This window comes from Nocardiopsis sp. NPDC058631, assembly GCF_042716955.1.
Lineage (GTDB): Bacteria > Actinomycetota > Actinomycetes > Streptosporangiales > Streptosporangiaceae > Nocardiopsis.
In genome coordinates this window covers 1-13,209 of record NZ_JBHXQY010000135.1, presented here as the reverse complement: position 1 = coordinate 13,209, position 13,209 = coordinate 1, and the positions used below count along the sequence as shown (strand labels likewise).

The window sequence follows — 13,209 nt, the reverse complement described above, 5'->3', positions numbered from 1 at the left end:
CTCCTTGAGCCGCTCCCTCAGCTCCGGGTCGGTGTACTCCTGGCGGTAGTCCTGTGCCTTCTTCCCCCTGTCAGGGTGACTACCCCGTCCGCCGGGTGCGGGGTGCCGGGTGTGGGACGCCGCCGGGGTCTGCGCGGGAGTGCTCCCCCGCGGCTCCCGGGCAGCGCTTCGTGCCGGTTCGCGGGTCGGTGAGCGGGCCGTCCGGGCGCTCTCCGGGACGGCGATGTACGACGCGTTCGGCCCGGCGGCTCCACGGGCGCCGGGGCGCGGCGGGAGGCGGCCTCGTCGGCGCGAGCCCGGAAGAACTCAGGACACTAGCGGCCCGGATCGTCGTCCGCTGCCCCGGAGCCGGTGTCGTCGGAGCCCTCGCCCTCGGAGTCCGCGCCCCCGGGGTCGACCGCTCCGGGCTCGCTGTCCGTACCCCCCACGGTCTCCGAGGTCCCTGCCGGAGCCGGGGGATCCGGTTGCGGAGCGGTGGGTGTGAGGACGAACAGCAGGACCAGCAGGCCGGCGGTGACGGCGGCGATCAGGCCGCACGCCACCCACGGTCTCCAGCCGCCCAGGCCCGGGTCGGCCGCGGCGTCGGGATCGTCGGAGCCGAAGGCCTCCAGGCGTCCGGCGAGGTCCGGCTCGTCCTCGCGGAGCTGCCGCTCGATCTCCTCAAGGATCCGTCGCTCGTGCTCTCTCAAGGACATGGCACCCTCCTCAGCCGCTGGGGGAAGGACTGTCGTCTCCGGGTGACTTAAGTCTCCCCCGGGTGGGCTCGGGATATCCAGGTGTCCGCCGCTTTTCCGTTTCTGTTCCGACCGGTCGGCGCAGGGGCGGGAACGGGGTTCCCCCGTACGGGAGCGGAGCGCCACCGCGAACTCCCGCACCCGCGCTGGTCTGCGACGACTCCCTCAACCGGGGTAGCACTCGACCTCGGCCGCCTTGACACCCGCCCACACCGTGTCCCCCCGTTCCAGGCCCAGTTCGGCCAGGCCGGCCGGGCTGACGTCGGCGGCCAGGGACAGCGGGCCCGCCAGGTGTACCCGCACCTGGTCGCCGAACCTCTCGATCCCGTCCACGGTCAGCCGCCACACGTTGCGGGGGCTGCCGTGGGGGTGGTGCGGGTACAGGGCCACGGCGCGCGGAGGGAAGGCCACCAGAGCACGGCCGCTGTGCGGCTCGCGCACCCGCACCCGGGCCCGGTCCTCGCCCCCGGGCCCGTCCAGGAGGACGGTGGTGCCCTCGGCCCGCCCCCGGAAGAGGTTCAGCCCCACCAGGCGGGCCACGTAGGGGGTGCGGGGCCGCCGCGCCACCTCGGCGGGGGCGCCCTGCTGGACGACGCGCCCCTCCTCGACGACCGCGATGCGGTCGGCCAGGACCATGGCGTCCAGCGGGTCGTGGGTGACCAGCACGGTGGCGCCGTCGAACTCCTCCAGCAGGTGGCGCAACCGCGCCCGCACGTCGATGCGGGTGCTGGCGTCCAGGGCCGCCATGGGCTCGTCGAGCAGCAGCAGGCGGGGGCGCACCGCCAGTGCGCGGGCCAGCGCCACCCTCTGTGCCTGGCCGCCGGACAGGTTCCGCGGCCGGGCCCGCGCGTGGTCGGACAGTCCCATGTGGGCGAGGAGCCCGGCGGCCCGCTCCCGGGCGGCCGTCCGGGACATCCCCTGGCAGCGCGGGCCGAACGCCACGTTGTCCAGGGCGCTCATGTGCTCGAACAGCAGGTAGTCCTGGAAGACCATGCCGATGGGGCGCCGCTCGACGGGGGTGGTCGTCTCGTCCCGTCCGTCCACGCGCACGTGCCCGTCCGCCAGGGGCACCAGCCCGGCCAGGGCCCGCAGCACCGAGGACTTGCCCGCTCCGTTGGGTCCGAGCAGGGCGAGGATCTCCCCCTGGGCGGCCTCCAGTGCCACGTCCAGGGTGAACTCCCCCCGGCTCAGCCGCAGTGCTGCGTCGAGCGCGGGGGGCACGGCTCCCGGGGGTCGGTCTCCGGTCGGCCCCATCAGGCGTTCACCCACCTCTCGCGCAGGGTGACCAGGACGGCCAGGGAGACCAGGAGCAGGACCAGGCTGAGCACGATGGCGGCCTCCGGGTCGCGCTGCATGGCCATGTAGACGGCCAGTGGCATGGTCTGGGTGGTGCCGGGGAAGTTCCCCGCGAAGGTGATGGTGGCCCCGAACTCCCCCAGGGCGCGGGCCCAGCACAGGACGGCGCCCGCACCGATGCCCGGCAGCACCTGGGGCAGGGTGACGCGGGTGAACACGGTGACCCGGGTCGCGCCGAGGGTGGCGGCGGCCTCCTCGTAGCGGCGGTCCGCGCCGCGCAGCGCGCCCTCCACGCTGATCACCAGGAACGGCATGGCGACGAACACCTGGGCGAGGACGACGGCGGCCGGGGTGAAGGGGATCGTGATCCCGAACCAGGAGTCCAGGTGGCGGCCGAGCAGGCCGTTGCGGCCCAGGACGAGCAGCAGGGCCACACCGCCCACGACCGGTGGGATGACCAGGGGGACGGTGACCACCGCGCGGACGAGGCGGCGGCCCGGGAACCCGGTGCGGGCGAGCAGCCAGGCCAGCGGCACCCCGAACGCTAGGGAGAGCAGGGTGGCGGTGGTGGCGGTCGACAGGGACAGCCACAGGGCCGCCAGCACCTCGGGTTCGGTGACCCGCGCGCCCATCGTGGACCAGGGCGCGCGCACCAGCAGCCCCGTGAGGGGGAGCACCAGGAACGCGACGCCCGCGAGCGCGGGCAGGACCAGGATCCACGGCGGGCGCCCGGACCGGATCCGGGGAGGGCGCACGGTCACGTCGTACCGAACCCGGCGGCGGCCAGGACCCGCGCCCCCGCCCCGGAACGGACCAGCTCGACCCACTCCGCGGCGAGTCCGGCGTCGTCGGTACCGGCCGGCACGCCGACAAGGTAGTCGTTGACGGCTTCGCCGGCCTCGGGGAACTCGATGCCGGTGACCCGGTCCCCCGCGGCGACGACGTCGGTGGCGTAGACGAGTCCGGCGTCGACCTCGCCCAGTTCGACCTTGGTCAGGACGGCGCGCACGTCCTCCTCGTAGGTGACGGGGGTGATCCCGACCCCGGCGGCCTCCATGGCGGTGACGGCTGCCGCACCGCAGGGGACCTCCTGCGCGCACAGGGCGACGGAGACGTCGTCCCCGGCCAGGTCGCCGAAGTCCTCGACACCGCCGGGGTTGTCGGGGGGCAACGCGATCCGGAGCGTGTTCGTGGCGAAGACGGCGCCGTTCCCACCGTTCTGGGCCGCCCAGCCGGCGTCCAGTCCCTCGCCCTCGGCGACCTGCTCCATGGTGGAGGTGTCGGCGGCGGCGAAGACGTCAGCGGGGGCGCCCGAGTTGATCTGGGCGGCCAGTTCGCTGCTTCCGGCGAAGTTGAGGACCACCTCGACCCCGGGGTGGTCCTGCTCGAAGTCCGCGGCGATGTCGGTGAACACGTCGGTGAGCGAGGCGGCGGCGAAGACGTGGAGGTCCCCTCCCCCGCCCGCCGGACTCCCCACGCCGGTGCCGCACGCGGTGGCGGTGAGGGCCGCGGCGGACAGGGCGCACAGCACGCGCGGGGCGCCGGTGAGGGGGCGCCGGGGGGTGCTCTCACGCATGGCGTCCTCCGGTCGTCTCGATGACGACGGCGGTGGACTTGACGACGGCGGTCGCGACGGTGCCGACCTCCAGCCCGAGCTCGTCGGCGGCCTCGCGGCTCATCAGCGAGACCACCCGGTGGGGCCCCGCCTGGATCTCCACGGCTGCCATGACCTGGTCGCGGACGACGTTGGTGACGAGTCCGCGGAAGCGGTTGCGGGCGGAGGAGACCCTGCGTCCGGGGTCCTCGTCCGCGCCCGCGCGCATGAACGCGGCGAGTTCGGCGCCGTCCAGGAGGCGCCGCGCGGAGGCGTCTCGGGTCGCCGCCAGTCGGCCGGAGTCGACCCAGCGCCGGACGGTGTCGGCGCTGACGCCGAGGAGGTCTGCGGCCTCGCTGATCTGGAAGGTCGGCATGGGACGAACCTACCCCTTGCTATTACTAGCCTGAAACGTATTTTCGGCTAGCAGATCCTACCTTTTTCTCTCCTGGTGTGGACATTGCGCCGACCCCGCGGGGTCACTGGGGCGCGGGGTCACTGGGGCGGGAACGGCGGGACCCCCGGCCGACGGTGTCCGTCGGCCGGGGGTCCCGTGCCTTGCCGCCCGGGTGCGGGCCCGGGTCAGCCCCGGATGTCGGCGGTCTCGCTCACCGGGCCCTCGGCCCGGTAGTCGTCCAGCGCGGTGACCACGTACCCGGAGCCGTCCTCCAGCGGGTCGGTGTCGGTCAGCGCGGTCCCCCCGGTGAGGCCCACGAGGTTCTCCGGGGCCAGGGCGGCGCAGCGCGCCTCCTCCGATCCCGCCTCGGCGCCGGCGGGCAGGCGGTAGACCGCGTAGAAGCGGGCGGCGTCGTCGGACTCCCACTCGATCTCGACCCGGTCCTCCTCGGCCTGGGCCCGGACGCCCTGGACCGCGCCCGTGAGGGGCCCCTGGTCCTCGGGTGAGTCCGCCTGCGGGGGGAGCGCCGGCTGCCCGTAGTGGGTGTCGGCGAGTTCGGCGTAGGCGTCGGCGGCCTGTTCGCGCAGGTTCTTGATGGAGAAGTAGACGTCCCCTCCGACCTCGGGCAGCTCACCGGAGTAGTCGAGCTGGGTGCTGAGCGCGTCGTCGCCGCCCCAGCCCTCCTCACCCACCCGGTAGGCGGCCTGGCCGATGTAGAGGTCCACCCCGGTGCCCTCGACCTCCGAGGCCCACCAGTCGGTCAGGGCCTCGTAGTCGGCGGTGGAGAAGCCCCGCTCCCAGTACAGCTGCGGTGCGACGTAGTCGACGGTGCCGTCCTGGATCCAGGTGCGGGTGTCCGCGTACTGGGCGTCGTAGGATTCCAGGCCCGAGCTGGGCGAACCGCTCGGGTCCGTGCTGTCGTTGCGCCAGATCCCGAACGGGGAGATCCCGAAGCTCACCCAGGGCTTGGTGGCCTCGATCCCCTCGTGGACGTCGGCGATGAGCTGGTTGACGTTGTCGCGCCGCCAGTCGCCCCGGTCGTCGAAACCGCCGCCGTGCTCCTCCCAGGTGGCGTCGTCGTCGAACTCGGCGCCGTCCTTGGGGTAGGGGTAGAAGAAGTCGTCGAAGTGGACGCCGTCGATGTCGTAGCGCTCGACCACGTCCATGATCACGCCGGTGACCCACTCGCGGACCTCGGGGTTGCCCGGGTCCACGTACCCCTCGGTGCCGTAGTCGACCAGCCAGTCCGGGTTCTCCTTGACCGGGTGGTCGTCGGCCATGTCCTCGATGTCGGGGTCCTGGAGTCCGACGCGGTAGGGGTTGAACCAGGCGTGCATCTCCAGGCCGCGCTCGTGGGCCTCGGCCACCGCGTACTCCAGGGGGTCGTAGCCGGGGTCCCCGCCCTGCTCGCCGGTGAGGTAGCGCGCCCACGGCTCCAGCTCGGACTCGTAGACGGCGTCGGCGGTGGGCCGCGCGTGCAGGAAGACCGCGTTGAGGCCCATGTCGACGGCGTCGTCGAGGTAGGCGTCGAGCTCGTCCTTCTGCTCCTGCGCGGACAGGCCCGGCTCGGAGGGCCAGTCGATGTTGCGGACCGTGGTGAGCCACGCCCCGCGCATCTGGCGTTGGCCGCCGCCGCTCTCGCACTGGAGCTGGGCGGCCGTCCCGGCCTGCTCGGTGCCGGGGGCGTCACTGTCGTCTCCGGCGCCGGAGACGGCGCAGCCCGACAGCAGGAGGGTGGTCGCGGCTGCCGACGCCGCCCACCGCACTGCGGTACGCGGCGAGGTCTCGGCCCGTGCCACTGATCCCATGAACGTTTCTCCTCTGAGGTTCTTCGCGCGCAGCCGTCCCCCTGGCGTGGCGCCGCGACCAAGAGTAGAGCAGCATGTCAATTTTTGGACACGATTCGGACAATGTGTGGACAACGTCGCACCATGGGTGGTTCGGGAACATGATGGCAGTGCAACGAAACACCGATAAGCAGGGGGTTTTCCCCTTCCCGCCCCCGCTTCAGGTCATATCCGTGCCATATCGACCGCCCAGGTGGGGGAACACATCGGGCGAAGGGCCCTCCGACCTCGACGGACCGGGACACAACGCCCCAGGGGAGGTCCTAAACTCGGGGACCGTGAACGTCGCCCTGAGTCCACCCAAACGGTTCGTCCGCACCGTTGCCCTGCCTGATCACACGGCCGACCTGGTCCGCCGTCTACCGGGCGGCGCCCCGCTGGCGTGGCTGACCGGGGACGAGGGCATCGTGGGCTGGGGCGAGGCCGCGCGGCTGGACCTGGGAGCCGAACCCGAGGGAACCGCGCCGACCGACACCACCCGCTTCTCCGAGGCGGCCCGCTGGCTCAACGGGCTCAAGGAGCACTGCGAGATCACCGACGAGGTCGGTGTGGCGGGCACCGGCCTGGTGGCCTTCGGCACGTTCGCCTTCGCCCCCACCTCGCCCGGATCCGCCCTGGTCGTACCCCGCGTGCTGGTCGGGCGGCGCGGCGGACGCGCGTGGCTGACCACCGTCTCCGACGATCCCGGCGGGCGGCCCGGTGAGCTCCTGGACCCGGTGTCCGAACCGCGCCCGGTCGGCCCGGTCACCTGGGCGCGGGGGTCCCTGACGGGCGAGGCCTGGATGGCCGCGGTGGCCGACACCGTCACACGCATCCGCGCCGGGGAGCTGGACAAGGCCGTCCTCGCCCGCGACGCCTTCGCCGAGGCACGCTCCCCCATCGACGTCCGCACCCTCCTCGAACGCCTGCGCCTGCGCTTCCCCAGCTGTTTCACCTTCTCCGTCGACGGCATGGTCGGGGCGACCCCCGAACTCCTGCTGCGCCGCGAGGGCGACCGGCTCACCTCACTGGTCCTGGCCGGCACCCGCCCCCGGGGCGAGGACCCCGACAGCGACCGGCGCCTCGCGGACCAGCTCCTGGCCTCCGCCAAGGACGTCGACGAGCACCGCATGGCCGTGGACTCCCTGCGCACCGCCCTCGCACCGCTCGCGGAGGAGATGGAGGTCCCCCCGCGTCCGAGCCTGCTGCGGCTCGCCAACGTCCAGCACCTGGCGACCCGCGCTCACGCGCGCCTGTCCGCCGGCGTCTCCGCCCTGGACGCCGTCGCCGCCCTCCACCCCACCGCCGCCGTCGGCGGCACCCCCACCGGCACCGCCATGCGGTTGATCTCCGCCACCGAGGGCATGGACCGCGGCGGCTACGCCGGTCCGGTCGGGTGGCTCGACGGAGCGGGCAACTCCGAGTGGGGCATCGCCCTGCGCTGTGCCCGCGTGGACGGTGCGCGGGCACGGCTGTTCGCCGGGGGCGGGATCGTGGCACAGTCGGAGCCGGCCTCCGAGCTCGCCGAGACCGAGTCCAAGTTCCGGGTCATGCGCGAGGCCCTCACCGACGGGTCCTGAGCGCGGCGAGGGCACCGCCGGGCCGCGGTACGTGCGGCGTCATCCCCCCGAAACACGGGGACGGTACCTTGCCGCGCATGCGCATCGACATCGTGAACTGGGACGACCCCGACGCCGCTGCCCTGCGCGCGGGGCAGCGCGCGGAGATCACCGCACGGTACGGCACCCCCGACTCCGAGCCGGGGGTGGCCCCCTCCGCCGACGACATCGCGGTGTTCACCGTGGCCCGCGACGGGTCGGGCACCGCCGTGGGATGCGGCGGGCTCCGCGACCTGGGTGACGGGACGGGCGAGGTCAAGCGGATGTACGTCCTCCCCGAGCGGAGGGGGACCGGCGCAGCCCCCCGGATCCTGGCCGCGTTGGAGGACTGGGCGCGCGAACGCGGGTGGAAGTGCCTGCGGCTGGAGACCGGTGACCGCCAACCGGACGCCGTGCGCTTCTACACCCGGTCCGGCTACGCGCCCATCCCGGGCTTCGGCGCGTACGCGGAGACGGCCTCCTCCCTGTGCTTCGAGAAGGTCCTCTAGGGAGCGCCCCGGTGGCGGGGGCGGGGGCTCACCCCGGCTCCCTCACATGCCCGCGTCCCCGGCCTCCACCAGGCGCCCGTCCCGCATCCGCAGGATCCGGTCGGCGTGCGCGGCCTCCCGGTGCGAGTGCGTGGCGTGGATCACGGTGACGCCGCGCCCCCGTTCCTCGGCCAGCACCGCCATGATGCGTTCGCGCGAGTCGGCGTCCAGCCCGGTGGCGGGCTCGTCGAGCAGGAGCAGATCCGCCTCCTGCGCCAGCCCCTGGGCCAGCAGGACCCGTTGGCGCTGCCCTCCGGACAGGTCCCCCAGCCGGCGCCGGGCCAGGTCGGCGACGCCCAGCCGGTCCATGCACGTGTGGACCGCGGCCCTGTCCTGCGGTGTCAGGCGGCGCCACGGTCCCCGCTCGGCCCACCGCCCCATCTCGACGGTTTCGCGCACCGTGACGGGCAGCGCGTCGGAGACCGCACTGCGCTGCACCACGAACGCGGGGCGGCGCGCGGCTCCCCGCAGGACCCTGCCCGCCGTCGGCGCCAGGGTCGCGGCCATCACCGCCAGGAGGGTCGACTTGCCCGAACCGTTGGCACCGACCAGGGCGGTGACGGTACCGGCGGGGATCGTCGCGGTGACGCCGTGCAGGACGGCCCGTCCGTCGTAGCCCGCGTACACGTCCTCCAGCGTCACCGCCGCCGATGTGGCCGTATCGACCGAGGTCATGGCTACTCCCGATTTGGTATTGAAAACGGTTTTCATTATAGAGTGCCCGACATGGAAGCCCTGTTCGACCCGTTCGAGGTCGTGTTCGTCCAACGCGCCCTGTGGGGAGGCGTCCTCGTCTCCCTCGTCTGCGCCCTCGCCGGAACCTGGGTCGTGCTCCGCGGCATGGCCTTCCTCGGCGACGCGATGTCGCACGGGATGCTGCCCGGTGTCGCCCTGGCCTCGCTCCTGGGCGGGAACCTCTTCGTGGGAGCTGGCCTGGCCGCCGCCGCGATGGCCCTGGGCGTCACCGCCCTGAACCGGTCGCCGCGGCTGTCCCAGGACACGAGCATCGGGCTGCTCTTCGTCGGCATGCTCTCGGCGGGCGTGATCATCGTCTCCCACTCCGGTTCCTTCGCCGTCGACCTGACCGGTTTCCTCTTCGGCGACGTCCTGGCGGTGCGGGAACGGGACCTGCTCCTCTTGGCGCTCGCCCTGCTGGTGGCCCTGCTGATCGCGATCGGGGGCCACCGCTCCTTCGTGGCCCTGGCCTTCGACCCGCGCAAGGCGACGACGCTGGGGCTGGCGCCCAGGGCGGCCCACGCCGCGATGCTCGGCCTCATCACCCTGGCGGTGGTGGCCTCCTTCCACGTGGTCGGCACCCTGCTCGTCTTCGGGTTGCTCATCGCCCCTCCGGCCGCCGCCGCGATCTGGGCGAGGAGCATCCCGGCGATCATGGCCGGCGCCGCCCTGCTGGGTACCGCCTCGACCTTCGTGGGCCTGCTCGTCTCCTGGCACTGGGGAACGGCCGCGGGGGCCAGTATCTCGGCCACGGCCGTCACCTTCTTCTTCGCCTCGGTCGCCGCGTCCCGGGTGCGCCCCCTGCTGGGTGCCGCCCTGCGCCCCCGGACCGCCGCCGCGACCCCCGCACCGAACCCCGTGAACGAAAGGTCGAACGCGTCATGAACCGCCCCCACCGCAGGAGCGCGGCCCCCCGGGTGTCCGCCGGGCTGCTCACCGCGGCCCTGCTCGCCGGATGCGCCTCGGCCCCGGACCGATCACAGGAGCCGGAGGAGGGCGGGGCCACCCCCCACGGATACGTGGAGGGGGCGGAGGAGACCGCCGAACCCCAGTCCCGCCTGGTCATCGCCGACGCCGAGGGGCCGGTCCAGGTCCTCGACCTGATCACCGGGGAGAGCACCCTCCTGGACCCGGTCGGGAAGGTCGACGGCATCACGGGCGACGGGAGATTCGCACACCTCGTGTCATCCGATGAGCGGATGACCACTGTGATCGACAGCGGCGTCTGGACCGTGGACCACGGTGACCACGTCCACTACTACAGGGCCGACGTCCGCCCGGCCGGAACCGTCGAGGGGGTCGCCGCCCAGAACGCGGCGACCGACACCGCCCTCACCGCGTTGACCGACGGCCGGGGCGCGCTCTCCCTGCTGGACCGCCCGGCCCTGGAGGAGGGCGCGGTGGAGCCGGTCACCTCCTCCCTCGACGGGACCGACCCGGCCGTCGCGGCCCCCTACGGCGGGGCGGTCGTCACCGCCGCCGCGGACGGCGTCCACGTCGACGACCGGTCCGGCGAACGGGTCCAGGCCCTGGGCGGGGAGTGCACCGCGCCCCAGGGGCAGGCCACGACCCGGCGCGGCCTGGTCATCGGCTGCGACGAGGGCGCGTTCCTGGTCACCGAGGACGACGGGGAGTTCACGGGCGAACTGCTCCCCCACCCCGACGACCTGCCCGAGAACGCCCGGCCCGAGGGGTTCCACCACCGCCCCGGGGCCGCGGCCCTGGCCACGGTCCCCGCCCCGGACACGGTCCTCGTGCTCGACCTCTCCGAACCGCGATGGGACCACTGGGAGCTGCCCGGCGTGGTCTCGGTGGCGGCGATCGGCGAGGGCGCCTCCGTCCTGGCGCTCACCGAGGACGGCACCCTGCACTCCTTCGACCCCCGGACCGGGGAGGAGTCGGCCGCCACCCCGCTCCTGGACCGGGTGGACACCGAGGACCCGCCCACCCTGCGCGTGGACACCTCCCGGGCCTACGTCAACGACGTGCACGGCGGCCTGGTCCACGAGATCGACTACAACGACGACCTGCGCGTGGCGCGCACCTTCGAGACCGAGGTCGCGCCGCGGCACATGGTCGAGACCGGACGGTGAACCGATGAGAACACCCCGACCCCTGACCCCGCGCCGCACCGGCGCCGCCCTCGCACTCGCCCTGGCCGGCCCGCTCGGCCTCGTCGCCTGCGCCCCCGGCGGGGACTCCGACGCCGGCGTGGTCGTCACCACCAACATCCTCGGCGACATCACCCGCGCGGTGGTCGGCGACGAGGCGGAGGTGACCGTGCTGATGAAACCGGACGCCGACCCGCACTCCTTCGGGGTCTCCGCACAGGAGGCCGCGACCATCGAGGACGCCGCACTGGTGGTCCACAACGGGCTCGGCCTGGAGGAGGGGGTGCTCCGCAACGTGGAGTCCGCCGGGGAGGCGGGCGTCCCCACCCTCGCGGTCGGCGAGCACGTCGACCCCCTCGCCTACACCTCCGACGAGAGCGAGGGAGAACCCGACCCGCACTTTTGGACCGATCCGCGGCGGGTCGCCACCGCCGTCGACCTCATCGCCGAGAACGTGGTCGAGGAGGTGGGCGGGGTCGACGCCGACGCCGTGCGTGCCAACGCCGACGCCTACGGGGCCGAACTGCTCACCCTCCACACGTGGATGACCGACGAGTTCGACACCATCCCCTCCCAGAACCGCAAGCTCGTCACCAACCACCACGTCTTCGGCTACCTCGCCGACGGCTACGGCTTCGAGGTCGTCGGAGCGGTGATCCCCAGCGGCACGACCCTGGCCTCGCCCAGCGCCTCGGACCTGAGCTCGCTCGCCGAGACGGTGGAGGCGGCGGGGGTGCGGGCGGTGTTCGCCGACTCCTCCCAGCCCGACCGCCTGGCCACCGTGATGGCCGAGGAGGCCGGGGTGGACATCGACGTCATACCGCTCTTCTCCGAATCGCTGACCGCCGAGGGCGGCGACGCGGCCACCTACCTGGACATGATGCGCGCCAACACCACGGCGATCGTCACCGGCCTGAGCAGCTAGACCAGCCCCGGGGCCCGCACGGCCCCCGTGACCCGACCCCCACGCCCCTGCGGGAGCGCCCCCGACCGTGCCCGGCCGCCAAGGACCGGCCCGAGCACACCCCCACCGGCACCGGCACCGCCACCCGGCGTGCCGCGTACGAGAACACGATTCATGAGACACGAGGACCGAAGACCATGAGAACCTCGCACACCGCGACCAAGGCGGCACTGCCCGTCGTCCTGTCGGCGGGACTGCTGCTGACAGCCTGCTCCACCGAACCGGGCGGCACCTCCGACGAGACCCCCGCGGCCTCCGGCACCGGGGCCGCCGTCACCGATCCGATCGCGGTCACCTACGACGGCGGCGTCCTCGTCCTGGACGGCACCACCCTGGAGGTCGCCGAGGACATCGACCTGGAGGGCTTCAACCGGCTCAACCCCGCCGGAGACGACCGCCACCTGTTCGTCTCGACCTCCGACGGCTTCCAGGTGCTCGACGCCGCCGCGGGCGAGCTGACCGACACCGTGTTCGCCGCCGACACCCCCGGCCACGTGGTCCGGCACGCCGGGCGCACGGTGCTGTTCGCCGACGGCAGCGGCGAGGTGACCTCGTTCGACACCGACGCACTGGGCGAGGGCACGCCCGAGGACATGGACGTGTACACGACCGAGGAGGCCCACCACGGCGTGGCCGTCGAGCTGGAGAACGGGGAACTCCTCGTCACCCTCGGCGACGAGGAGGAGCGGGTGGGCGCCCTCGTGCTGGACGCCGACCGCGAGGAGGTCGCCCGCAGCGAGGACTGCCCCGGCGTCCACGGGGAGACCACCGCCGAGGGGGAGACCGTCGTCATCGGCTGCGAGGACGGCGCCCTGATGTACCGGGACGGTGAGTTCACCAAGGTGGAGGCCGAGCACGACTACGGGCGCATCGGCAACCAGGCCGGGACCGACGCCTCCCCGATCGTCCTGGGCGACTACAAGACCGACCCGGACGCCGAACTGGAGCGCCCCGAGCGGGTCGCCCTGATCGACAGCACCGACGCCTCCCTGTCCCTGGTGGACCTGCCCTCCAGCTACACCTTCCGTTCCCTGGGCCGCGGCCCGCAGGGCGAGGCGCTGGTCCTGGGCACCGACGGTTCCCTGCACGTCATCGACCAGGAGGAGGGCGAGGTCGTCGACTCCATCGCGCTGATGGACGCGTGGGAGGAGCCGCTGGAGTGGCAGCAGCCCCGCCCGTCCCTGTTCGTCCGGGGGGAGACCGCCTACGTCACCGACACGGCCACCCGTCAGATCCACACCGTGGACCTGGGGACCGGTGAGGTGACCGCCTCGGCCACCCTGGAGGAGACCCCCAACGAACTGAGCGGCGTGACCTCCTGAGCCGAGGGGGGGGGGGGGGGCCCCCGGGCGGCCCCGCCCCCCGCGCGTTAAAAAAAAAAACACACCCCCAAACAAAAAATGTTT

At 73.3% G+C, this 13,209-nt stretch carries 13 protein-coding genes; 6 read left to right on the top strand and 7 right to left on the bottom strand.

Annotated elements, in window-relative coordinates:
* Window positions 1-314 precede the first annotated feature (314 nt).
* From ACFWTE_RS27960 to ACFWTE_RS27935, 6 genes are all read right to left on the bottom strand, one after another.
* Window positions 315-695 carry a DUF3040 domain-containing protein gene (locus ACFWTE_RS27960; RefSeq protein WP_378782908.1) on the bottom strand — a complete coding sequence of 127 codons (381 nt, stop codon included), beginning with the start codon at window positions 693-695 and terminating at the stop codon, window positions 315-317.
* 204 nt (window positions 696-899) lie between these two features.
* Entirely contained in the window at window positions 900-1,988 is a 1,089-nt protein-coding gene (locus tag ACFWTE_RS27955; protein ID WP_378782907.1) for an ABC transporter ATP-binding protein, read from the bottom strand.
* Window positions 1,988-2,791, bottom strand: coding sequence for an ABC transporter permease (locus ACFWTE_RS27950; protein WP_378782906.1), 804 nt, complete (start codon window positions 2,789-2,791; stop codon window positions 1,988-1,990). Before ACFWTE_RS27950 ends, ACFWTE_RS27955 begins: the two co-directional genes overlap by 1 nt.
* The gene (modA, locus tag ACFWTE_RS27945; protein ID WP_378782905.1) at window positions 2,788-3,606 is read right to left on the bottom strand and encodes a molybdate ABC transporter substrate-binding protein; all 819 of its coding nucleotides are present in this window, start codon (window positions 3,604-3,606) and stop codon (window positions 2,788-2,790) included. Before modA ends, ACFWTE_RS27950 begins: the two co-directional genes overlap by 4 nt.
* Window positions 3,599-4,000, bottom strand: coding sequence for a molybdopterin-binding protein (locus ACFWTE_RS27940; RefSeq protein ID WP_378782904.1), 402 nt, complete (start codon window positions 3,998-4,000; stop codon window positions 3,599-3,601). Before ACFWTE_RS27940 ends, modA begins: the two co-directional genes overlap by 8 nt.
* A 206-nt stretch (window positions 4,001-4,206) precedes the next feature.
* Window positions 4,207-5,829 carry a glycoside hydrolase family 10 protein gene (locus ACFWTE_RS27935; protein ID WP_378782903.1) on the bottom strand — a complete coding sequence of 541 codons (1,623 nt, stop codon included), beginning with the start codon at window positions 5,827-5,829 and terminating at the stop codon, window positions 4,207-4,209.
* A gap of 317 nt (window positions 5,830-6,146) precedes the next feature.
* On the opposite strand from ACFWTE_RS27935, the gene ACFWTE_RS27930 reads away from it, so the two are divergent.
* Entirely contained in the window at window positions 6,147-7,427 is a 1,281-nt protein-coding gene (locus tag ACFWTE_RS27930) for an isochorismate synthase MenF (protein ID WP_378782902.1), read from the top strand.
* A gap of 77 nt (window positions 7,428-7,504) precedes the next feature.
* Window positions 7,505-7,954, top strand: a complete 450-nt coding sequence (locus tag ACFWTE_RS27925) for a GNAT family N-acetyltransferase (RefSeq protein WP_378782901.1) — start codon at window positions 7,505-7,507, stop codon at window positions 7,952-7,954.
* A gap of 42 nt (window positions 7,955-7,996) precedes the next feature.
* Here the strand turns inward: ACFWTE_RS27925 and aztA are convergent, their stop codons facing one another.
* Complete coding sequence (gene aztA / locus ACFWTE_RS27920) at window positions 7,997-8,668, bottom strand: zinc ABC transporter ATP-binding protein AztA (RefSeq protein ID WP_378782900.1); 672 nt, start codon at window positions 8,666-8,668, stop codon at window positions 7,997-7,999.
* 51 nt (window positions 8,669-8,719) lie between these two features.
* On the opposite strand from aztA, the gene aztB reads away from it, so the two are divergent.
* From aztB to aztD, 4 genes are all read left to right on the top strand, one after another.
* A complete protein-coding gene (aztB, locus tag ACFWTE_RS27915; RefSeq protein WP_378782899.1) occupies window positions 8,720-9,613 on the top strand; it encodes a zinc ABC transporter permease AztB in 894 nt (297 codons plus the stop codon).
* Window positions 9,610-10,821 (top strand): ABC transporter, encoded by a 1,212-nt coding sequence (locus ACFWTE_RS27910; protein ID WP_378782898.1) that lies wholly within the window; start codon window positions 9,610-9,612, stop codon window positions 10,819-10,821. Before aztB ends, ACFWTE_RS27910 begins: the two co-directional genes overlap by 4 nt.
* A gap of 4 nt (window positions 10,822-10,825) precedes the next feature.
* Entirely contained in the window at window positions 10,826-11,764 is a 939-nt protein-coding gene (aztC, locus tag ACFWTE_RS27905) for a zinc ABC transporter substrate-binding protein AztC (protein WP_378782897.1), read from the top strand.
* Between the two features lie 176 nt (window positions 11,765-11,940).
* The gene (gene aztD / locus ACFWTE_RS27900) at window positions 11,941-13,125 is read left to right on the top strand and encodes a zinc metallochaperone AztD (protein WP_378782896.1); all 1,185 of its coding nucleotides are present in this window, start codon (window positions 11,941-11,943) and stop codon (window positions 13,123-13,125) included.
* The last annotated feature ends 84 nt before the right edge of the window (window positions 13,126-13,209 follow it).